We start from the raw sequence: 21854 nt of genomic DNA, 5'->3' as shown, positions 1-21854 counted from the left end.
GCCGCCGAAGCGCTCCGCCGGTGTGAAGGTGCCGGATGTGAAGACGCTGGTCGAGAAGCTGAAGACCGAAGCCAAGGTGCTGTGAGGAGACGGACGAAATGACGAATCTGGTAATTGCTGAACACGACAACGCGTCGATCAAGGCCGCGACGCTGAACACGATTGCAGCCGCGCAGAAGATTGGTGGCGATATCCACGTGCTGGTGGCGGGTCACAACGCGCAGGCTGCGGCAGATGCGGCAGCGAAGATTGCAGGTGTTTCGAAGGTACTGCTGGCCGACGCGGCGCAACTCGAAGCGGGTCTGGCGGAAAACGTCCAGGCAACCGTGATGAACATCGCGAAGGACTATACGCACATCCTCACGCCGGCGACCGCCTACGGCAAGAACATCGCGCCGCGCATCGCCGCGAAGCTCGACGTCGCGCAGATCAGCGACATTACCGCAGTGGACAGCGCCGATACGTTCGAGCGTCCCATCTACGCGGGTAACGCTATCGCCACGGTTCAATCTCAAGATCCGATCAAGGTCATCACGGTCCGCATGACCGGTTTCGACCCGGTGGCAGCAGAAGGCGGCAGCGCAACGGTCGAGAAGATCGAAGCGGCAGCCGACACGGGTCTCTCGCAATTCGTGAGCCGTGAAGTGACGAAGCTGGATCGTCCGGAACTGACCTCGGCGAAGATCATCGTCTCGGGTGGCCGTGGTCTGGGCAACGGCGAGAACTACACGAAGGTTCTGGAGCCTCTGGCGGACAAGCTGAACGCAGCGCTGGGCGCATCGCGCGCAGCCGTCGATGCGGGCTTCGTGCCGAACGACTATCAGGTCGGCCAGACCGGCAAGATCGTCGCACCGCAACTGTATATGGCGGTCGGCATCTCGGGTGCGATCCAGCATCTGGCCGGTATGAAAGACTCGAAGGTCATCGTCGCCATCAACAAAGACCCGGAAGCGCCGATTTTCAGCGTCGCCGATTACGGTCTGGTGGGCGATCTGTTCACGGTCGTGCCGGAGTTCGAGGCGGCATTGTCCTGAGTGTAGTGCGAAGACAGGTCAACGTGTGAAGAGGGGACCGGTGAGCAATCTGAGTGAGATGGGACATGTCCGAGCGGAGGCAGCCTTGGCCGCTAACGCCGAGGATGCCTCCATTTGGCGGTGGTTTGCTCCGCTCCTTGAAGAGAGGAGAATTCGGTGGTGCTGCAGTGGCGACCGTTGGCTCGTGAGCGTCGATAACAGGCACGTTGCTACGGATACCAGCTTTGACAATGCTATCCGCATCGCAAGGGACGCCACGCAACGATCAAAACAAACACTATCGCAAAGGGCCGCGGCGGGGGCCACGCATTGCTCGATACAAAAAGAGGGCCTCTTCGGTTCCGGGAAGGGCTGAGGCGGTTCCCGACTTTCGACTGTGCGAAAACAAATCCAGCTGTTTACCGATCCAGAGGAAGGAAGCCGCGCAATGTTAAGTGTCCTCTGCTTGGCTGAGAGCGTCCGCTCACTGACTTCAGGCAGCCGTTCGACCTGATTTCATAAAGGGCTGCTCAGGACCCGCTCAGAGTCATTTGAGATACCCGCTCTGGACGCTTGGCGTACGAAAAAATCCGGATCCTGAGGGCGCACCCCATGACGCACGCACGAGATTGAAAATCCGACGTGCATCAAGATGCACCCCTATCGCTAACTCTTATTATCGATAGGGACTCATTTTTTAGAAAAACTGCCATATTGCGAAACGCGTCACACCCGACCGTCACGCCGCTGTCATCTTGCCGCCTATAATCTTCGCATGCCTGATCGTCCGACTTCGCTATCCTTTCCCGATACCGCGTCCTTGTCCGCGCTACGCGCGTGGTACGCGGGCGTTGGCTCGCGCGAGGCGCTCGAGCGCTATTGCCCGCAGGCGCTCGAAGGCGGCCAGTCGGCGCGCGGCGTGATCGGCCGGATTCGTCGGCAGCTCGCCAGTTTCGCCCTCAGCCGGCATCGCGCCGATCTGGCCCGGCTGTTTCAGTGCGCGGTGAGCGAACGGACCCGTTACCGCAAGGCCGCGACCCGTACGCTGGACATCCTGCCGGCGCTTGCGGTCCCGCAACCGCAGGTGAGCGATCCGATCGGTGCCTGGCTGTCGCCTCGCGTTGTCCCCGTGCTGCATCAGTATGGCATCCGAACGCTAGCCGATTTGACGGTGCGCATCCCCCGACGCCGGCGCTGGTGGCGCACGATTCCCGGACTCGGTGTGCGCAACGCACATCATATTGAAACCTTCTTTGCAGCCCACCCGGCGCTAACCGAAAGCGCCCGCGCGCTGATCGCGATGACGACGCCGGAGTTCGTGGTGCCGTGGGAAAGCATTCGCGTGCCGCACGAAGTTGACGGTTCGCGCGGCGCCTTCCGCGCACCGAAGCCGATGTGTGCACTCGAAGCCGATAACGACTATCAGGCGATCAGCGCTTGGCTCGAACGACACGAGGCCGTCGAAACGCAGCGCGCCTATCGTCGTGAAGCCGAGCGCCTGCTGCTCTGGGCGATCGTTGAGCGCGGCAAGGCGCTGTCTTCGCTGACCAGCGAGGATGCGACCGCTTATCGTGCTTTCCTACGTCACCCCACACCGAAAGTCCGCTGGATCGCCCCGTCTCGGCCGCGATCGTTGCCGGAATGGCGTCCCTTCACGGGAGCGCTGTCGCCAGATTCCATCGCCTACGCGCTGTCGGTGCTCGGCGCGATGTTCCGCTGGCTGATCGAACAACGCTACGTACTGACGAATCCGTTCGCGGGCCTCAAGGTACGCGGCGCGCAGCGCACTGGTCAACTGGACATCTCGCGCGCCTTCACCGCCGGCGAATGGGAACTTATCCGGACGCTTGCCGACGGGCTGGAGTGGTCGCATGGCTGGACGGTGCCTGCCGCGCAGCGCCTGCGCTTCCTGCTCGACTTCGGTTACGCGACCGGCCTGCGCGCAGGCGAGCTGGTCGGCGTGGTGCTCGGCGGCATCATAAACGGCACGCACGGCGAGCAGTGGCTTCACCTCACTGGTAAGGGTGCGAAGGCCGGCAAGGTGGTATTACCGCCGCTCGCGCGCTTTGCGTTGGACCAGTACCTGATGCAGCGCGGTCTGCCTGTGAGTCCCGCACGCTGGGCACCGGATACGCCGCTGCTTGGCCATCTCGATGAACCCGGCGGCATCACCACACCGCGCCTGAGGGAGGTGCTGCGCCGGTTCTTCCGGACCGCTGCCGACGCCATCCAGGCCGACCATCCCGCGCTCGCCGACAAGCTGCAGCGAGCGACGCCACACTGGTTGCGGCATACGCACGCGACACACGCACTGGCCAACGGTGCGACACTAACGACCGTGCGCGACAACCTGCGTCACGCGTCAATCACGACCACCTCGATCTACCTGGACGACGACGAAGTCCAGCGTACCCGGCAGATCGAGCGGATTTTTACGCGACGATAGCCGCCGGCATGAGCACTGTCCACGAGACCATCTATCCGGTGCTGCCTGCAGAACCCGGCGCGGCGGAGCTGAAAGCAGCGTTCACCCCAAGTGCCGCGGAAATCCGCTTCGTGCGCCGGCAATCCCGGCAGGAAGCCAGCGCGGTCCTGATCATGGTGCAGTTGAAGCTGCTGCAGCGTCTCGGTTACTTTCCGATGCTCGTGGATGTGCCGCCCGTCATTATCGATCACATCCGAAGTGCGATGCGGGCCCGCGCGCTGTCCCGAGCGGCGATCGCGCGGTACGACGTGTCCGGCACCCGCATCCGTCACCAGAAGCTGCTGCGCCGCTGGCTCGACATCCGGGCGTTCGATGCGAGCGAGACAGCGTGGCTTACTGAACTCGCGTCGACGGAAGTTCGGACAAAGATCGAACTACCCGATCTCATCAACGTGCTGATCGAGGAATTGGTCCGACGCCGGTATGAGCTGCCGCCGCTGGCGACGCTGCAGCGCATCGCCACGCAGGCGCGCAACGATTTCAACGAAGCGATCTATCGGGCCATCGCCGGCGCACTCGATGCAACACTCATCGAACGGATCGATACGCTTCTCGTCGTCAAGGCCGGCAAGTCTGGTTGGGACGATCTGAAACAGGAGCCGAAGCGACCAGCCGCGCAGGCGATTGCCAGCTTCCTCAAACATATCAACGGGATCAGGAAACTGGCGGAAGGTTTGCCGGCGCCGCCTACGATCCTGTCTGTCGGCAAGCGGGCCCAACTGGTCACCGAAGCGCGGGCACTCGACGTCGCGGAACTGCGCTCACTCAAGACCGCGAAGCGTCATGCGCTCGCTGTCCTGTTCATCCAGGCGCAGTTGCAGAAGGCGCTTGATGATATTGCCGAAATCTTCATCAAGGTTGTGCGCAAGTTGGAGTCCTACGCGAAGGTCCGGCTGCAAAAATATCAGCTCGAACACACTGACGTACTGGAGGGACTGGTCGGCCAGTTTCGAGACGTCCTGCAGATCCTTCAGGACGAAGAGGTATCGGAACGCGAACGGTTGCCGAAAATCCGCGAGACGCTCGGCGACCCGACCGAGGCGCTCGCGCAGTGTAACGAGCACATCGCCTATGCCGGACAGTTCGACCTGCCATTCATGCTCGTGCCGTACCGCAACCAGCGCGCGCTGCTGTTTCAGTGCCTGGACGGGCTGCCGCTGCGATCGAGTTCGCAGGACCGTGCGGTACTGGTCGCACTCGCGTGGCTACAAGGCTTTCGGAACGCGCACCGCGAATACCTGCTGCTGACGGAGAACGACCTCGCGAACCTGCCGCTGGACTGGCTTCCGGAAAAATGGGAGCGCGCGGTGTTCCCGCACGGCCGAGATAGCCGGATGCTGCACCGCCGGTTCTTCGAGCTGGGGGTCTTCAGCCAGATCATGCGGGAGCTAAATGCCGGCGATCTTTACGTCGAGGGTAGTGATCGCTTCGACGATTATCGGGTGCATCAGGTCTCTGATGAGGAATTCCGGTGTGAGCTGCCGCGCTACTGCGAGATCGTGGGCTTGCCCACGGACGGCAAGACCTTCGCGAAGGATCTGCGAGACAAGCTTAACGCGGCGCTCGACGAGACAGATGCGAATTTCCCGGCAAACGACAGCATCGAGTTCGTCGATCAGGAACTCGTCATTCACAAGCCGGGCAAGGAGCCCGAACCGCCGAACCGCACGCTGATCGACCAGGCCATCACGGCGTCGATGCCGCAGATCAGCATCCTGGATCTACTCACTGAAACCGAGCAGTGGCTGGACCTGCATAAACTGTTTGGACCGCTGTCCGGGTTCGACGCGAAGATCGACGATCCGCGCAAGCGTTTCATCACGACGCTGTTCTGCTACGGCTGCAACCTGGGCCCCAGCCAAACGGCGCGCTCGGTGAAAGGGCTCAGCCGCAAACAGGTCGCCTGGCTGAACTTGAAACACATCACGGAGGAGCGGCTCGACAAGGCGAATGTGAAGGTGATCAACGCGTACAACCAGTTCGCGCTGCCGAGATACTGGGGCAGCGGCAAGCGCGCGTCGGCCGACGGCACTAAGTGGAGCCTGTACGAGCAGAACCTGCTGTCCGAGTATCACGTTCGCTATGGGGGATACGGCGGGATCGGCTACTATCACGTGTCCGACATGTACATCGCGCTGTTCAGTCACTTCATCCCGTGTGGCGTCCACGAAGCCGTCTACATTCTCGATGGGCTGATTCTGAACGGTGCCGACGTCAAGCCCGACACGATCCATGGCGATACGCAGGCACAAAGCGGTCCGGTCTTCGGTTTGTCGTACGTGGTGGGCATCAACCTGATGCCGCGCATACGCAACATCAAGGACCTCGTGCTGTACAAGGCGGACCGGCGTCGCAAGTACAAGCACATCGACAGCTTGTGCCGCCAGTCAATTGACTGGGCACTGATCGAACGGCACTATCTCGACATGATGCGCGTTGCGGTGTCGATCAAGGCAGGTAGGATGACGCCGTCGACGATCCTGCGCCGCCTCGGCTCGGAGAGCACGAAAAACAAGCTCTACTTCGCGTTCCGGGAGCTGGGGCGCGTGATCCGCACGCTGTTCCTGCTGAAATATCTGGATGACCCGCAGCTGCGTCGCACGATTCACGCTGCGACCAACAAGAGCGAGCAGTTCAACGACTTCGCGCAGTGGCTAATGTTCGGCGGCGAAGGCGTCATCGCCGAAAACGTCCGGCACGAGCAGCGCAAGGTAATCAAGTACAACCACCTCGTCGCGAACATGGTGATCCTGTACAACGTGCAGTGGATGTCGCGCAAGCTAAAGGAACTGCAGGAGAAGGGGCATCCGGTCGACGCCGAGGTGCTCAAGGTGCTGTCGCCGTACCGGCGGGAGCACATCAACCGGTTCGGGGACTATCTGCTGGATCTCCAGCGCCCCGTTCCACCGCTAGATTCGACCATCGATTTCGCATTTAAATCAGCAGCTTAGTCTGAGATGCGGCGGATTTTTAACGAATCCCGGTCAGGCCTCTTATAGGCTGCGATGAAGGAGGGCGCATACGCATTGCCCTGCGCCACCGTACTGATGCCACGCAGCCTCAGCTCCTTGACCAGACGATCCTGCAGCGTCAGGTGCGCGCGCTCGACGCGACCCTTGGCTGAGCTGCTGTTCGCACAGAACGTGTCGATGTTCAGCTCGAACATCGCCCGGCCGAAATGCGTCACGCGGCTTCCCGTTTCATGGGCTTTGCCACTGCGAAACACGCTCGCCTTGTCGCTGTAGAACGCGCCAGGCTTGCCGTGGCATTCGATGTACGCACGCGTCGCCTCAAAGTAACTGAACGTCGATTCACTCGCCGTGAAGTGCAGATGCATCAGCCGGCTGGTCGCATCGTCGACGTACACCCGCAGTGTGCAGGCCGGCGCCCGTTCCTCGAACCAGTGGTGATCGCTGCCATCGATCTGCACCAGTTCGCCCAGACACGACCGGCGGCTTCTCGGCTGGTAGACCTTTGGCGGACGCTGCCGGCGTGGAATCCACAGCCCGGCATCCGTCATCAGCCGCCGCACGGTCTCAGCAGCAAACTTCAGCCCGTGGCATTCGGCCAGCTTCTCGCAGGCCAGCGTCGGCCCAAAATCCGCGTAGCGCTCGCGGATGATGCCCAGCGCACGGTCGGCCATGCCGGTCGGCAACTGGTGATTGCTGGCGTGCTCGCGCCGGCGGGAAACCAGTCCGCGTGCGCCTTCGGCCCGATACCGGTTGGCCAGCCGCTCGATCTGCCGCCGGCTGAGGCCCAGACGTTCCGCCGCACCCCCAGATACGACATTACTACTTGGGGCCTACAGCTCAAATGTTGCTAACTTCTTTTATGTAAAATGCAGGAATCCGAAATTTATCGGCAGACGAAATCAATAATGCAACGACCTCTTCGGCAAGTGCTCCACCTGAATCACAATCTGCCAAGGCTTGCCGATACGTCGATTACGGGATCGGGGAATGGTCCGTTCCCGTCAGAAAAACCCTCAACTGCCGCTCCACTTCGAATACTTCGTGAAGAGGAGCCCTTGCGACTTGGGCGTCATACAGCGCCAGCAGCGCTTCAAAGCCGCTGATTAGCTCAGACGCGAGCCGCCACTCTCCCGTCTCATGAGCGCGCGCCAGGGTGTTCTCAACGGCATATTCGGCGATCTTGAACCGCTCCACCAGGAGGTTGCCACAACCAGCACGCTGCAGATACCAGCTCAGGTACACCGCGCGCATAAGTTCATTGACCAGATGGCTGTTGCCATGTCCGTCGCGGCATGCGACCAGCGCAAGATGACAGGACAGCGACCGTTCACTGGCGGAGGCGCGATCCATCGGCAATAGAAGTGCTTTCGTCAGCGGCCTGCGGGCTCGGCTGGGGGACCTGTTTCGCCTGGAAGACATTTTTTCGACATTGCGACGCCGGGAAGCGATTGATTATAGCGAAGCCATATCAGAGATACGGCCGCGACGACAATCAAGGGCCGAGTTCGACCCGATTTCTGCCTGATCCCCGGCTACGGTTGATGTGCCCTCATCCGGTCGCCATTCGCCCGTGTCCCGGCCGCGGTCGAAATGGCGGCTTCCGCGACGACGAGTTGCTCGTACCGTGGCCGCGCCGTAGCCTGCCTCGGCGATAAAGCCCGTCAGGATCATGGTCTGGAGAAGGGTCTGTGCGTTACGCACGCTGCCGACACCGGCCCCGCATCGTTGCGAGCGCAAGGTGTACCCGCAGCGCGAGCTCGTCGGCGGTAGCGCGCGGCCTCGGCAACAGCATCGTTTTGGCACGTCTTGCTCGTGCCGAGTCGGGGTTGCGAACGAATCGGAGAGTTTTGCGCATCAGGGTTCATTGGTGATCTCTTGAACGGGGATAGCGGCCACGGGCGGAAGTTGCTTAAACGTTGCCTTCTGACGAAGCGGCCCCGCGATGTGCGATGAATGCTTCGACATGCCGGATCGCCTGTTCGCACTGGTCGAGTGACAGGTTGTGGATGGACGCCGGCACCGGATCGAAGCCGAGTTCAGATGCGACCCAGCGGATCGCTTTCGCCCGGGCCTCGAACGGATTGACGTGATCACGCCTGACCTTGCCCGAGACCAGTGGCTCGAGCGCGTCGTGCAGGCGGCTCTTCGCGTCGCGCAACGCGCCGTCGGCGAGACGTCCCAGCGGCACGTTCCGTGTGCTGCGCGAGTGGATGCCGATCCACGCCTGACACGCTGTGCAGACCCAGAGCGCGCCGTGGTCGTTGCGGTAGGGATACGACGCTTCACCGTATTTCACGAACGCGGCGTGAGCGCCGCAGTAATCGCACAAGGGCTGGGGTACTGCCTTGATCGGGCGACCTACACGCACCGGACACTCCTTCTCTCTGAATTCAGATCACATTAACCGCGATCGTCGGGAAGCGAAAGCTGTACGATTGTCGCGATCATTTGTAACTGAGACCGTGCGTCCCTCGCCCAGCGCAACCTCGGTGAATGGCCGCGGCCGAGCAGGTACCACCGCCTCTTGTCGATCCATCTCGGTCGTACGATCGGGACGACGGTCTGCGGCTGCTTGCGAGGTACAACGGTCGCTGAAAGCAAGGACGGATCGCGACGACTCGGCGATGGTACAGTTGATCAACCCGCCTTCTTTGAGGCTACCAATGCCTAAGGAGCTGCGTCCTTGATAACGGGGGCTATCGACGGTGGCCTCCCGCTAGGAGTCGTCAATAATGGGTATCGAAATCGGTGGCTCGACAGCTATATGACCGGCCCGTAACCGGTCTGCGTCGCCGAGCTTTTCAGAGACAGGAATCGACGACAAAAGGGCGAACGCTTCCTAGAACGTGTGCCGAATGCCGACGGCAAATGTGTTGCCGATGGGATGGCCGCTCAGCTTGTCGATAGAGTAAATTGCGTAAATGTCCGTCCGCTTGGACAGCAGATGGTCGTAACCGAGAGCGGCAGTGTTGCGAAGGCTGTTGGTCGTATGCGTAGGTCCGGACCGTTGCGTACGCGCCCACTCTGCGAGCAAGAAGTCGGCAGGTGAGAAGGGGATCGACAAACCCGCCTCGTAGGTGTGGCTGCCCGTAGGGGTACTGACGTCACTTGTCATCGCCCACGCCCCGTAGAGCGTTACGACCTTGAAGTCGTATGCTGCGCCCGCGAGGTAGGCGTACTGCGCGCCTACGGGCCCTGCTGCGGTGTACCGCACGCGCTGGCCGGACAGCACTGCCGTGAGACCGTGAGCTTGGTAATTGAAGTGAAAGCCGAGATTAGCGATGCCAGGCGAACCCGCAACGCCACCAAGCCCGTAGATTACGGTTGCACCGAAACCCTTGAAGTTCGGAGTCGTGTACTTGGCGGTGTTATTCCACACCGTATCTCCAATGATCGTGCCCCCATAGTTGGCCACGAATGTCTGGACGACGAGCGGAGAGAAGACGACAGATGATCCTAATGGATTGACGAGAGATTCTGCCGTATAGGTCGGATTTCTATGCCGCCCGAGGGTCAATTGGCCGTAGTCGCCTGCGAAGCCCACGTACGCATTGCGTGACCAGAATGGGTCCGTTGCACTGCGACCCAGCGCGCCGTTTTGGGGTTGGAAGAAGCTCTCAAGAGCGAAGATGGCGCTGACGCCGCCGCCAAGATCTTCCTTGCCGCCAATTCCCCAGAACGAAGTGGTGAGCCCACCGCTCCCCATTAGCACCGTGGATTGCGGCGTGTCGCTACGTTTGACACTCCCGACATAGGTGCCGACGATCCCATAAAGTTGAACCTGGGAGGCGCTATCTGCGTGTGCGCCGGCAGAAGTCAAGGCTAGGACGGAGCAGAGAATTGTCGGGACTCCAAGCGTGCCGACGACTTTCCGCAAAGGAGGGCAGACCATTATCCGTTGTGCCTTTTTCATTTCGGTTGTCTCCATTCATATTTTTGTGAGCGACCTTTTCCGCGCCATCCACTAAGTACTACTGATTGGATACCGTGGAGCGTTGGCGCTTGTTGCGGACATGTCGCTGAAGCTAACGGTGCGACGAGCGAGGAAGCCCCTTCTCCTGAGTCATATCAGGAGAAGGAGCCGATAGGGAGGCGAGTGGCTACGGGGAGATCTCTTCGAGCGCGCGATTGGTCGTCTCCACCATGCGCGCAGCGACGAAGAAGCCCACTGCGCTAACCACAGCAAACATGATGAATACCGCAGCGATGCCTTTTGCTGTTAATACGACGCCGACGATCGCTGGCGCAGCAGCAGACGCCGCTCGCAACCAGGAAGTCGCGAGACCAGTACCGATGGCGCGCATCCGGGTCGGATAGATTTCAGGGGTGTAAAGGTACAGAAGGACCGTTGCGGTTGCCATCACAGCATAGGCCGACGATCCCAGGAACATCACAGACCATGCGCTGCCAGCGCCATTAATGCCCAAAACTGCGAGCAGGACTCCACTGATGACGAAGCAAGCCATTGCCCAGCGGCGGCGCCCGACTCGATCAATCAGCAACGCGCAAGCCAGCACGCCGCACGTACTCAGGACGTTCGAGATGGACGCCATGTGAAGCGACTCTTGCAGAGGCAGATGGTAGACCGTCCTGTAGAGACTCGGCAGCCAGTTGTTGATGCCATTGGCGATGAAATAAGAGCTCGCCCAAAGCAACCACACGACAACGGTGCGACCTCTGTAGAACGGTGAGAAAAGCTCCTTCCACGTTCCCTTCTGCTTCGACTGGAGTCCGCTCAGAAGGCCAACCACGCGCTCGTCGACCTCGGCCTTTTGCGTCTGGGCATCAAGGGTGCGCTTCGTCGTGCTTGCCTCCAGCCGCTCGATGATGCGTTCAGCTTTATCGAAACGCCCACGTGAAATGAGCCAGCGCGGCGATTCTGGAAGGCGCGCGATCAGGATCGTTACGGCGATGCCGGGAATGCCGCCGATCAGAAACATATATTCCCAACCGAAGCGGGGGACGATGAAAGCGCCGAGCTGCGCGGCCGCGAGGAGACCCAGTGGGAAAATGAGTTCGTACAGGATAAAGAAACGTCCTCGGCCATGCGCTTGAGACAGCTCGTTGATGTACGTGGCCGCCACAGGCACTTCTCCCCCTACGCCGATGCCTTGCAGGAAGCGCATCAAAAACAGCATATGCAAGCTGCCGGTGAAGGCGCATACAACGCTCATTGCCGACATGACACCGACAGTTATTGTGGCGCTCGGCACCCGCCCAAGGCGCTCGGCCAACCAACCGAAAACCAACGCGCCTACGACTTGACCAAGATAGCCAGCGGCGATCAGCACACCGATCTTCGCGGGAGAAAGATGCCAGAGACCCACTAGTACAGGCAGTACAAAAGCAAGTGAAAGTGCGTCGAATGCGTCAAAGAGGGTCGCGCTGCCCATGACGATACGTGCCTTGGTGTGCCACTTGCAGAACGGCACGTTCTCGATGCGGAACAGCAGGTTCGCCGCACGCAATTGCTCGCTCACGGGGCGCGCTTCGCTCGGGGATTGACCAAGGTCGACGCCGTAGGCGGTGGAAAGGGTGTTCATGCTGTCTCCTGAAAAGCTGCATTTTATGGGCCCTCGGTTTTCTTCTTGTTTTGAAGCATCGAATCGCTTTTCTTTCTTATTGTGTCGCGCCGTCGAAGCTTTTTCGGTCGTTTCCCGATCCCGTTATGGGCGACGCGCGGCGCGAGGTTTCGCGGGCCGCCGTTACTGCTCAACGCTGACAGCGAAGCGGGGCGGCGCTTCGCTATCGTCGTAACGGCTTTTGGTTCGCCGCTCCCGCGTCAGTCGACGAGGCCCGCCGAACGAAGCGCGTCTGCGATCTCGACGTCCGCGCCTTCCGCGAGCGGCAGCAACGGCGAGCGCACCGTGGCGTGCTCGAGGATCCCGCGGGCCACGAGGCCATGCTTGAGTGCAACGGTGCCTTCCATGTGCGAGCCACGGTGGTACACATTGCGCGTCACGGGCAGCAGGCGATCATGGATCGCGCGAGCGGCCTGGTAGTCTTTCGCCTTGCCCGCTTTGATCAGTTCGATGAGTGGCTCGGGAGCGAGGCTGCCGTAGCCGACGAGCGCGCCGTCGACGTCAAACATCGTATGGAGCAGATACTCGTCGTGGCAGGTCAGGATTTGCAGTTCCGGACGCTCGCGACGGATGATGGGAATCTCAACGTCCCAGCGACGCATGTTGCGCACGCCGTTTTTCATGGCAAAGACGCCCGGTTGTGCGGCGATTTCCAACTGCGTTTCGAGGTTGTAGGTCGCCTTGGTGGCATCCGGGTACTGGAACAGGATGAGCGGCAGGCCGCTGCCTTCGTAGATAGCGCGGTAGCGGTCTTGCGGTGCGCCCTTCTGGTAACCGAAGCGCAGCCAGCCGTGAGACGGATACACCAGACCTGCCGACGCGCCGGCCTCGACCGCGCGCTTCGCCTCTTCCACCGCCACTTCCGTGCCTTCGAGCGTGATACCGGCGATGACCGGGATCTTGCCGTCAACGGACTTCACGAAGCTCTGGATGACTTGAGCCTGTTCTTTCTGCGTGAGGAACGTGCCTTCGCCAGCGTGGCCGAGAACCGTCAGACCTTTAACGCCCTCGATGCTGCCGAGCCAGGAACCCAGCCGTTGAATTGCTGCGTGGTCCACCGCTCCCTCGCGGGTGAAGGGGGTTATGGGTGCCGGGACCAAACCGCGTAGATCGATCGTTTTCATGACGTCTCCAAATGTGAGCTTTTCCGCTCCTCTTTCCGAGAGGAGAGCCCGCTGCTCGTTTCGCATCAAGCTGGAACAACGGTGCATGCGTTGCAGTGTAGGGAGGGACGACTCATGCGGGAACTGCGAAACGGTACATTTCAGATATACTGATCTGACATATCTCGTTGGGGGGCCTTGCGGTGGACTACGCTGCCTGGAAGTTATTCATCGATGCCGCGGAACTCGGGAGTTTGAGCAAGGCTGCCGTTGCTTATGGGACAAGTCAGCCTCACATCAGCCGCCAGATTGTTGAGCTCGAGCAATACTGCGGTGGCCGTTTGTTTCAGCGGACCGGGCGAGGGGTGGTATTGACCGAGCTGGGGGCGCGTATCGCCCCGCGCGTAAGGACGTGGCTTGCGAGTACGGAGCAATTGTCAAACGACATCCGCAGTACTGCGGGAGAGCCGATCGGCGTTGTCAGAATTGGAATCCTGCCCTCAACTGCCCATCCGCTTGTCAGCACGCTTTACCACCGCCTTCGAGAGCGTTATCCCCTAGTGCAACTACAGGTGCGCGAAGGTCAAGGTGCGTTGCTGGAAACGTGGCTGGAACACGGTAATGTTGATCTCGCAATCCTTTTTCGAAACAGCCCGACGCCGAGAAATGGTGACGAGTATCTGGTTGAGGCGGCGACCTACCTGGTCAGCGCAGAAGGCGATCCTTTGACAAAGCAATCCGCAATTGCTTTTTCAAAGCTCGACGGGATTCCATTGGTCTCTTTCTGCCGCCCCAACAGCTGGCGCGACCGGCTCGAACAAATTGCTGGTGAACAACGGGTCTCCCTTAACTTCGCGGCAGAAGCCGACTCTTTGAGTCTACAGGCGCATATCGTGGCAGATGGCGGAATCTATGCGTTGCTTGGACCTTACGCGATTGCCAATCTTGAAAAGGAATGTCGGTTGCAGTCGTCGATGGTGGTCGACCCTCCAGTGCCTCGCTTCATTGCGCTTGCTATGTCTCCCCACGGCGAAATGACGCTCGCTTGCCGCACAGTCATGCAGTTCACTAAGGAGATAGCGCGTTCGCGGAACCTCTCATCCGACCTCCAACCGGGCGTGTCCGCAGCCTTCCTGCGATCGATTTGAAGGGTTGAAGTGCAACGGCGAAACGCGTCGACGTTGAAAGGATCGCACCGCGCCGGGCTCAACGAGGGCAACGGCCGCAAGGACCGGGCAATGTCCGGTGGCCCTTTCACAGGTGAAAAAGCGCGGTGCCCCGTCACCAGAAACCGCACCATTGATAATCGCATTATCAGGGCGTGGTGCACCCGATCTTCGGGCGACTCCTACGTGGATGTACCGGCCATCCAGACGTCTCGTTACGGCGGCTGGCGAGTGTCAACTCGTGGCCGATCGCTGCCTCATGCAAATCGCATGGACTGCTTGGAATCTCGCATCGTCGCGATCGGCAGCACGCGACCCGTTGCGGCCGGTCACGCCTTGATAGCGCCAACGTCCGATAACTGGGTGAAGCGGTCCAGCTACAACTGCCCACAGGTAATACTTCGGCCAAAGTAACGGCACATCTAGTGATGGGACATCCCGTTTAATCTGGCGCCCTCACCGAACAACGAAGTCGGAGGATACTAATGATCCCGTAGAGCACGCTGTCCGATATGGCTTCACGCGATAGTGGGTCAACTGGTGGCTGTTAACGATGAAAAATCCGGGGGGCCGTCGCGATGAAACAGGAACCCTGCTATCACGTATAAGCTTTTTTCCGCCAACATCGAACTAATCTGGTGGCGGCTCCGCCTGATGCTCAGAGTCGAGATGCCCATACGCACGCTGCACTCGTGCGAGATGTTCCCGCATCAATTGCAGGAGAACGCGCGTGGCCGCCGACAGCGGTGCATCGTAACGATGAATGAACGCGAACACTTCGAAAAGCGGCGGATCGATGGGTGTCCAACCCAATTTCTTCTCATAGCCAAGACGGTGGAGTATAGGTCGCGAAGCGATCACATCGCCCAGGCCTCGCGCAGCCAGTTCAAACCCGGTCGACTGATGATCGACCTCGATGATCGGGTTCAGAATCACGCCCGCCTTTTGCGCGCGAGCGTTCAGCGTCGATCTGATCGAGTCCGATGAACTCCACTTCGCTTCGGTAAGAATAAGCGGCGCTGCCGCGAGGTCTTCAATCGTCTTCGGTCCCTGCAAGCGAGCCGGGTCAGCGCTGATATAGCCCACTCGTGCCGACCACACAGGCTCGCTAACAGCGAGATTACGCTGGGTGAGCGGAATCATGACCAGACCCGCCTCAAGCTCACCGTGGCTGACGGCGTCCGCCACTTCGGACGAGTTGTTGCCGGTAATCTTCAACTTCATGTCGGGATGCCGCGAACGAAATTCCTCGATCAGATCCGCCAGAAAGTAGTGATGCGCCGTGCCGAAGGTGCCGAAGCTCGCAACACCGCCCTTCAGGTCCCGCACCGACTGGACCGCTTCGTAGCCTTGTCTCGAAGCGGTCGTTGCAGCCAGAGCGAAAGGCTGCAAGCCGCGGCCGGCCTCAGTCAGCATCAGCTTGCGATTGGTGCGGATGAAGAGTGTCGTACCGACCGACTCCTCCAGCCGGATGATCTGATCGGAGAGCGTCGGCTGCGCGACGTTGAGTTGTTCAGCCGCCTTCGAGAGCGTGCCATGCTCGATCGCCGCGAGAAAATAATGGAGTTGCTGTAGTGTCATCGCGCACTCTCGAAAGAGTCGTCCTTCTGAAGGAAGGTTGGAATGTCGTGTCGGCTGGACAGGGCCAGCGAACCGGTCGGTCGTGTACCCATGCGAACCGAAGCGCCTCAGTGACGCACTGGTCAGGCCCGGCGTATATCATTGTGCGCGCTATTTTAATGCTTCAATGCGGTGAACAGAATTCACCGGTTGACCGTTAGTGCTCCGCAAGCAGGCGACTCCCTATCTTTCGATCGGCAAAGTCTGCCAGCGCATCGTGAAGCTGACTGAAAACGCGTGGCCTTTTATTGGTTCGTTTTGCGTTCCGGGTGCTCACATCGGCACTGCGGCCAGTTCGATACAGATCACGCAGCGCGACGTGGCGGCTCGCCGCGAATCAATAAGGCGGCGGTCTCAAGCCATCGCGCCTCGCGGCCCGTTGATCTGCAAATCGCAGATACGGCAGCATGATCCGCATTGCCGCTTTCATCAGTTGTGGCGCGTTCCCACGAGATTCGAGTGGCAGCGTGAGCGCTTCAGGCGGCGTGCCCGTCGCCCAGTCGGCCAGCACTTTGCCCACCACCGTGCCGGTGGCTACGCCGCGCCCGGAATACCCGTTCATGGCGGCCACTCCCGGTGCTAGCCCGAACAATCTTGGGAATAGCCTCGGTTGCATGTCGAGGCGCCCATGCCAGTAATTCTCCCAGCGCAACTCCAACAACTGCGGCAATAACCAGCGAAAGCGCGTGGTGAGGAGTTCCTTCGTATAGTCTTCGTCGCCGCCCCGGCGCCCTTCCAGCATGATCGAAGTGATCAGCCGGCCGTCACGGTCCAGTCGATAACTCGCCGGATCATGGCGGGTTTCGAGAACCGTATTGCGGCGCGGCAGGATTTGGTTCTGCACCTCGATCGGAAGCGGCTGGCTGGCCAGTCCGATAATCGGCAGCAACGCGTAGGTTTTCTCCATGCCTTGCCAACAGGAAGGTGCAAGATAAGCACCACCTGCATAGATGACTTTGTCTGCCACGATCTGTCCATTCGGCGTGTCGACCCGCCATGCCGACCCCGCAGGCGCGATTTTCAGAGCAGGCGTTGCCGTATAGATGTCCCCGCCGAGTTCGATCAGCGTGCGCGCCAAGCCGCGGCAGTATGCGAGCGGATTGATATTTCCTCCTTCGGGATGAAACCATCCGCCGAAGTATCGCGGCGACCCCGTCAACTCTTCGACCTGGTGCGCAGTCAGCAGACGGGTCTGCTTGCCCAGTGCGTTGTAGTCAGCCACCTTCTTCTGTTGCGCCTGAAAAGCGGCCCTGCTGTGCGCGGCTTCGACGTAGCCACTCTGTATCGCATCACACTCAATGCCGTACTTGCGAATCAGTTCAAACAGGAAATTAGTGGAATCGCACTGCGCGCGGACCATTCGGGAGCCGAATGGCTCACCGATCATGCGCCGGAACTGCTCCAGTTCAAACGAGTGAAAGGTCGGCGTGCAGTGCCCGGAATTGCGGCCTGATGCGCCAAAGCCGGCCTCCTCTGCTTCGACTACGACAACCCTTCTGCCCCGCTCGGCAAGATGAATGCCTGCAGACAGCCCGGTAAAGCCCGCGCCGATGATGCAGACATCGGCGCTAACCGCCGAATTCAGCGACCCCGTTTCCGGTGCGGCGGGCGCAGTCTTGTACCAGATACTGTGTTGCAGAGGGTCGCCAATTCTTACGGTCCGACTTGCCAGGTTAGTCAATTTATTTCTTCTCTGGAGTTGAACAATCAAGTTCGAAAATTAAGGCGCGTTTCAGCACCTCCGTGCGCGTGCAGCGTCAATACGCGTAGCGCCGCAGCATCCTGGTCTCGACGACACCGACCAGACGCGTGAGCGGAAAGGCCACGAGAAAGTAAATCACACCGACAGCCGTCAGGAACTCCAGAGGACGCGCGGTGTTGTTCGAGATGTTCTGCCCGACGAACATCAGATCCGCGACGCCGACGCTCGAGATCAACGCGCTTTCCTTGAACAGACTGACGACGTTCGACAGCAATGGCGGCGTCGCCCGCAACAGGGTCTGCGGAAATATCACATACAGAACCTTGACCATCGGAGTAAGACCGAGTGCGGTCGATGCGTCGTGCTGTTCCCTTGCGATAGACCTCAACGCGCCGCGAAATGTCTCACTGGTGATCGCAATCATGTACAGCGTGAGAGAAAGCAGCACCGACATGGCTGGCGGAATTGATACTCGGAACAACACAGGCAGGCAGAAGTACACCCAGAACAACTGGATCAACAAAGGCGTGCCGCGAAAGAACTCGACGTACAACCCCGTCGCGCCTTTGACCACCTTGTTCGGCGACATTCTTAGCAGGCTCAGCACAAACCCGCCGAGGCTTCCTGCAATCGCGCATCCCAGCGTGAACGCGATCGTCAGGCCGAGTCCGCGAAGCAGCACACCTATGTAAGGGAGAACGACGGAAAGATGAGACATGATATTTTTCCTCAGCGCTGCATGGCAAGATCGTGACGGCGTTCGACCAGACGCACCATCTGTGAGATCGGAATGGACAGCGCGAAATAGATCAGCGCCACCAGCGTATAAGTCTCGAGCGGCCGGTACGCCTCGGTCGCGAGTTGGGTGCTCACGTACATCAGGTCGCCGACCGCAACGACAGCCACCAGAGCGCTTTGCTGAAGCGCACCAATCCCGTTGGTCATCAGGCTCGGGGTAGCCGTTCGCAACGCCTGCGGCAGCACGACGTACAAAGTACGCTGCCACGGACGAAGGCCGAGCGCGACGCATGCATCCAGATGCTCTTTCGGCACCGCCTGAATACCCGCACGATAAGCCTCGGCGTTAAATGCCGTGAGGTTCAGACCCAGCGCGATGATGCCGAGCGGAACCGGCGCGATGAAGAAGTCGAACATCATTGGGATGCAATAGAAGAACCAGACGATCTGCAATAACGCAGGCGTACATCGAAAGAACTCGATGAACATCTGCGCCGGCCAGCGCAAAAAACTCCGGCGGCTCATCGTCGTGAGGCACAGCAGAAATCCAAGCGTCAGTCCCAGCAGGTTCGACGCAACGGTGAGTTCGAGCGTGATCTTGATGCCGCTCAATAACGCGTCCACGTTCCCGTGAAGAAAACTGAAGTCGAAGTGGTAGCTCATCGTATGGCCTCAGTCGAGGTGTAGAACCTTTTCGAGGAACTCGCGCGTCCGCGCTTCCTTAGGCTGCTTGAACAATTGAATCGGCGGACCTTCTTCGACGATCGAACCATTCGCACAGAAAACGACCCGGGTTGCAATGTCGCGAGCAAAGTGCATGTCGTGCGTGACGATGATCATCGCCATCTTCTGCTCGGCCAGTTGCAGCATCACATTCTGGACTTCGACCACCATTTCCGGATCGAGCGCCGACGTCACTTCGTCAAATAGCATCAGCTTGGGTTCGAGCATCAAGGCGCGCGCAATCGCGACACGCTGCTTCTGACCGCCCGACAATTGACTCGGATACGCATTCAGCTTGCTCTCGAGTCCGAGTCGAGCGAGATACATTCTGGCCCGCTCCGTCGCCTCGGCTTTTGAAAGACCGCCAACCTTGACCGGCGCCAGAACCAGATTGCCCAATACCGATAGATGCGGAAATAACGTGTAGTGCTGGAACACCATGCCGATCTGCCGCTGCATCTTGCGATCGATCCGGCTAGGCTGGCCGCGTGCCGCACTATGGATATAACGCTTCCCCTGAAAGCCGATCTCGCCACCCTGAATGCCTTCCAGGCCCATCATGCAGCGAAGCAGCGAGCTTTTGCCGCTGCCGCTCGGACCAATGATCACCAGACGGTCGTCCGCACGCATGTCGAGCGTCATGCCATTCATCACGACCAGATTTTCGCCGTACGATTTGTAGACGTTTTTAAACTCGACGAAGTTCCGCGAGACGGGACGATCGTCGACCGCATTCGCCGCTCGTATGTCGAGCGCTATTTGGGCATTCATGAATGACATCTCCCACATTGGTTCAGCGTGGTGCCGCGTGTTGCGTTAGCGCTGCACTATTCAAAGATTTACCGGCTAGCAGGCGCCAACGGCATGACATGATCAGACGACCGGGGGTCGCCCTATTGCGCCGGCGGCACGTGTAAGCGTGCAACGCCGGGCTTTAAACGGTCAACGCAAACGCCGGCCGCTTATTTCTCCGACGCTACCGTGGCGTCGACCGCCTGCTTCGTCAGCTTGTCGAGCGCGCCCGAGCTACGCTGTTCTTCGATGTACTTGTTGAGCACAGCGACGTCGGCATCGGATATCTCCTTGTTCAGACCGAAGCAGGCCGGCTGGGGTACGAGCGCAGGGGCGGGCTGAAAACCGACAAGCGTGTCCGGATGCGCTGCGGTCACGATCATGTTGGTGGCGATATCGTCGGCCATCAGGTCAGCCCGTTTCGACAGCAACGCGAGCCGGGTTTCGTCCGAACCCGGAAGGCGCATGATGGTCGCCTTTTTCAATTCGGCAGTGGTCGCCTTGTCGGCGATCGAGCCGGACATCACGGCTATCGTCAGGTCGGCGTTATCCAGGTCCGCCATCGCTTTCGGCGCGGCTTTCAGCTTCGGGTTGTTCTTGTTGTACACAAACGTGACGCTCGAATTGGTCACCGGCGTGGAGAACCTGATCGCTTTCGCGCGCTCTTCCGTATAGCTGAGCGACATGGCCATGTCCCACTTGCCGGATTGCACACCGGCAATCATGTTGGGCCAGCTCGTATCGATGAATTCTGCCTTCACCTTCAGCACGTTTTGAGCGAAACCCCGGCAGATTTCAGTGAATACGCCGCTGTACTGTTGAGTTTTCGCGTCACGAATCACATACGGCGGAGTAATGCCGGCGCCGCAACGCAGTACGCCTCCCTGACGGACCTTTTGCCACGTGTTGCCCGCATCCACTTCCGCGTGAGCGGTGCTTTGCATGGAGAGTGTCGCGAACGCAAGTGCCGCGATGACGGTGCAACGCTTGAGCGGGTTGCTGCTGATTATCGACGAGGCTTTCATGATTGCTCCAGACTTAACGGATGTGCATGGATATTGGTTTGAGCGATGCAGTCAGGCCGCCCGATTGAGGCCTGGCGACCATCAAAACTTGTGAACGATGCCAACGCGCACGGCGACCTGTTTGTCCGTCGAGGACGCATTGCCGATCACGCCGTCGAAAATCGACGCGGGTTGCGATCCGCCTGCCGCGAGCTGGTAGGCGGCTGACACATAGGCCTCGGTACGCTTGCTCAGCTTGTAGTCCGCGAGCAGGTTGAATTGGTGGTATTTGGGTCGCTCAGCCGAATAGCCGAGATTGACGTTGGAGTACGTGTATCCGCCCACCAAGGTTGCAGCGTCGGTAAATGCATACGATCCCCACGCCTCGTAGTTATCGAACTTGACTGTCGACGTCGTGCCGTTGGCATCACCGAACTTCACGTTCGAGTAGTCGAGACCGATGTGCGCGCTGCCGATCGTATAGGTCCCGCCCACGCCGATGATCTGCTGCTTAGCCGGATTGCCCACGAAGCTCCACGGCCCGGACGCGCCCACCGCAGCACCTGTGGTATTGGCCAAATAGTCCCCGTCGGGAAAGAGGGTGGCCGGTTGTTTTGCATAGAAGTACGCCGCGGCGAGGTTCAGGCCACCTGTCTGGTAAGCCACCCCCGCGCTATACATGCCGATCTTGCTGGTACCTTCGGCGTTCGAGTTGCTGAGTCCCAGCACGCCGCCGAACGTGATGCCGTAAATATCCGGGCTTGCGTACTTAATCGAATTGTTCACGCGGAACGAGTTGGCCGAGTTGTCGATGTCACTCGCGTGCCATGCAAGGCCGCCCCAGGTTCCCGCCATCGTGACGCCTTGGAAGTAATCGACCACCGAATCGTACTGACGACCGAGTGTCACCGTACCGAACCGCGCATCGGACAAACCGACCCACGCCTGCCGGCC

Annotated in this window: 16 protein-coding genes and 2 pseudogenes; 5 read left to right on the top strand and 13 right to left on the bottom strand. The window is 59.8% G+C overall.

Annotated elements, in window-relative coordinates:
* The 4 genes and pseudogenes from FSO04_RS39800 to FSO04_RS39785 form a co-directional block, all read left to right on the top strand.
* Positions 1-85 (top strand): annotated as a pseudogene (locus tag FSO04_RS39800) (electron transfer flavoprotein subunit beta/FixA family protein); the annotation flags it as partial.
* A gap of 13 nt (positions 86-98) precedes the next feature.
* A complete protein-coding gene (locus tag FSO04_RS39795; RefSeq protein ID WP_154566908.1) occupies positions 99-1034 on the top strand; it encodes an electron transfer flavoprotein subunit alpha/FixB family protein in 936 nt (311 codons plus the stop codon).
* A gap of 754 nt (positions 1035-1788) precedes the next feature.
* A complete protein-coding gene (locus FSO04_RS39790; RefSeq protein WP_154566907.1) occupies positions 1789-3459 on the top strand; it encodes a phage integrase family protein in 1671 nt (556 codons plus the stop codon).
* 8 nt (positions 3460-3467) lie between these two features.
* Positions 3468-6449, top strand: a complete 2982-nt coding sequence (locus tag FSO04_RS39785; protein ID WP_154566906.1) for a Tn3 family transposase — start codon at positions 3468-3470, stop codon at positions 6447-6449.
* Between the two features lie 38 nt (positions 6450-6487).
* Here FSO04_RS39785 and FSO04_RS39780 read toward each other — a convergent pair.
* The 6 genes and pseudogenes from FSO04_RS39780 to FSO04_RS39755 all read right to left on the bottom strand — a co-directional run.
* Positions 6488-7270, bottom strand: a pseudogene (locus FSO04_RS39780) (ISNCY family transposase); the annotation flags it as partial.
* Between the two features lie 172 nt (positions 7271-7442).
* Positions 7443-7820, bottom strand: a complete 378-nt coding sequence (locus tag FSO04_RS39775) for a hypothetical protein (RefSeq protein ID WP_154566905.1) — start codon at positions 7818-7820, stop codon at positions 7443-7445.
* 559 nt (positions 7821-8379) lie between these two features.
* Complete coding sequence (locus tag FSO04_RS39770; protein ID WP_168435992.1) at positions 8380-8838, bottom strand: zinc-finger-containing protein; 459 nt, start codon at positions 8836-8838, stop codon at positions 8380-8382.
* Positions 8839-9309: 471 nt separating this feature from the next.
* Positions 9310-10383, bottom strand: coding sequence for a porin (locus FSO04_RS39765; protein WP_154566904.1), 1074 nt, complete (start codon positions 10381-10383; stop codon positions 9310-9312).
* 187 nt (positions 10384-10570) lie between these two features.
* Positions 10571-12013 carry an MFS transporter gene (locus FSO04_RS39760; protein WP_154566903.1) on the bottom strand — a complete coding sequence of 481 codons (1443 nt, stop codon included), beginning with the start codon at positions 12011-12013 and terminating at the stop codon, positions 10571-10573.
* A 239-nt stretch (positions 12014-12252) separates the two neighbouring features.
* Complete coding sequence (locus FSO04_RS39755) at positions 12253-13176, bottom strand: dihydrodipicolinate synthase family protein (protein WP_154566902.1); 924 nt, start codon at positions 13174-13176, stop codon at positions 12253-12255.
* A 182-nt stretch (positions 13177-13358) separates the two neighbouring features.
* Here FSO04_RS39755 and FSO04_RS39750 point away from each other — a divergent pair, with 182 nt between their 5' ends.
* Positions 13359-14303: a LysR family transcriptional regulator gene (locus FSO04_RS39750; RefSeq protein ID WP_168435991.1), complete on the top strand. Its 945-nt coding sequence runs from the start codon at positions 13359-13361 to the stop codon at positions 14301-14303.
* A gap of 648 nt (positions 14304-14951) precedes the next feature.
* Here the strand turns inward: FSO04_RS39750 and FSO04_RS39745 are convergent.
* The 7 genes from FSO04_RS39745 to FSO04_RS39715 all read right to left on the bottom strand — a co-directional run.
* A complete protein-coding gene (locus FSO04_RS39745; RefSeq protein WP_154566900.1) occupies positions 14952-15902 on the bottom strand; it encodes a LysR family transcriptional regulator in 951 nt (316 codons plus the stop codon).
* Positions 15903-16278: 376 nt separating this feature from the next.
* Positions 16279-17622, bottom strand: coding sequence for an NAD(P)/FAD-dependent oxidoreductase (locus tag FSO04_RS39740; RefSeq protein ID WP_166618352.1), 1344 nt, complete (start codon positions 17620-17622; stop codon positions 16279-16281).
* Between the two features lie 76 nt (positions 17623-17698).
* Positions 17699-18361 (bottom strand): amino acid ABC transporter permease, encoded by a 663-nt coding sequence (locus FSO04_RS39735; RefSeq protein WP_154566898.1) that lies wholly within the window; start codon positions 18359-18361, stop codon positions 17699-17701.
* Between the two features lie 11 nt (positions 18362-18372).
* Positions 18373-19044 carry an amino acid ABC transporter permease gene (locus FSO04_RS39730; RefSeq protein ID WP_154566897.1) on the bottom strand — a complete coding sequence of 224 codons (672 nt, stop codon included), beginning with the start codon at positions 19042-19044 and terminating at the stop codon, positions 18373-18375.
* 9 nt (positions 19045-19053) lie between these two features.
* A complete protein-coding gene (locus FSO04_RS39725; RefSeq protein ID WP_233465179.1) occupies positions 19054-19755 on the bottom strand; it encodes an amino acid ABC transporter ATP-binding protein in 702 nt (233 codons plus the stop codon).
* A 311-nt stretch (positions 19756-20066) separates the two neighbouring features.
* Positions 20067-20921 (bottom strand): substrate-binding periplasmic protein, encoded by an 855-nt coding sequence (locus tag FSO04_RS39720; RefSeq protein ID WP_154566895.1) that lies wholly within the window; start codon positions 20919-20921, stop codon positions 20067-20069.
* A gap of 81 nt (positions 20922-21002) precedes the next feature.
* Positions 21003-21854 (bottom strand): porin (locus FSO04_RS39715; RefSeq protein WP_154566894.1); only part of this gene is annotated, 852 nt, incomplete at its 5' end.

Origin of the sequence: Paraburkholderia madseniana (assembly GCF_009690905.1) — a bacterium.
Lineage (GTDB): Bacteria > Pseudomonadota > Gammaproteobacteria > Burkholderiales > Burkholderiaceae > Paraburkholderia > Paraburkholderia madseniana.
The sequence above is the reverse complement of the archived record's forward strand: the minus strand, read 5'-3'. Positions and strand labels throughout refer to the sequence as shown.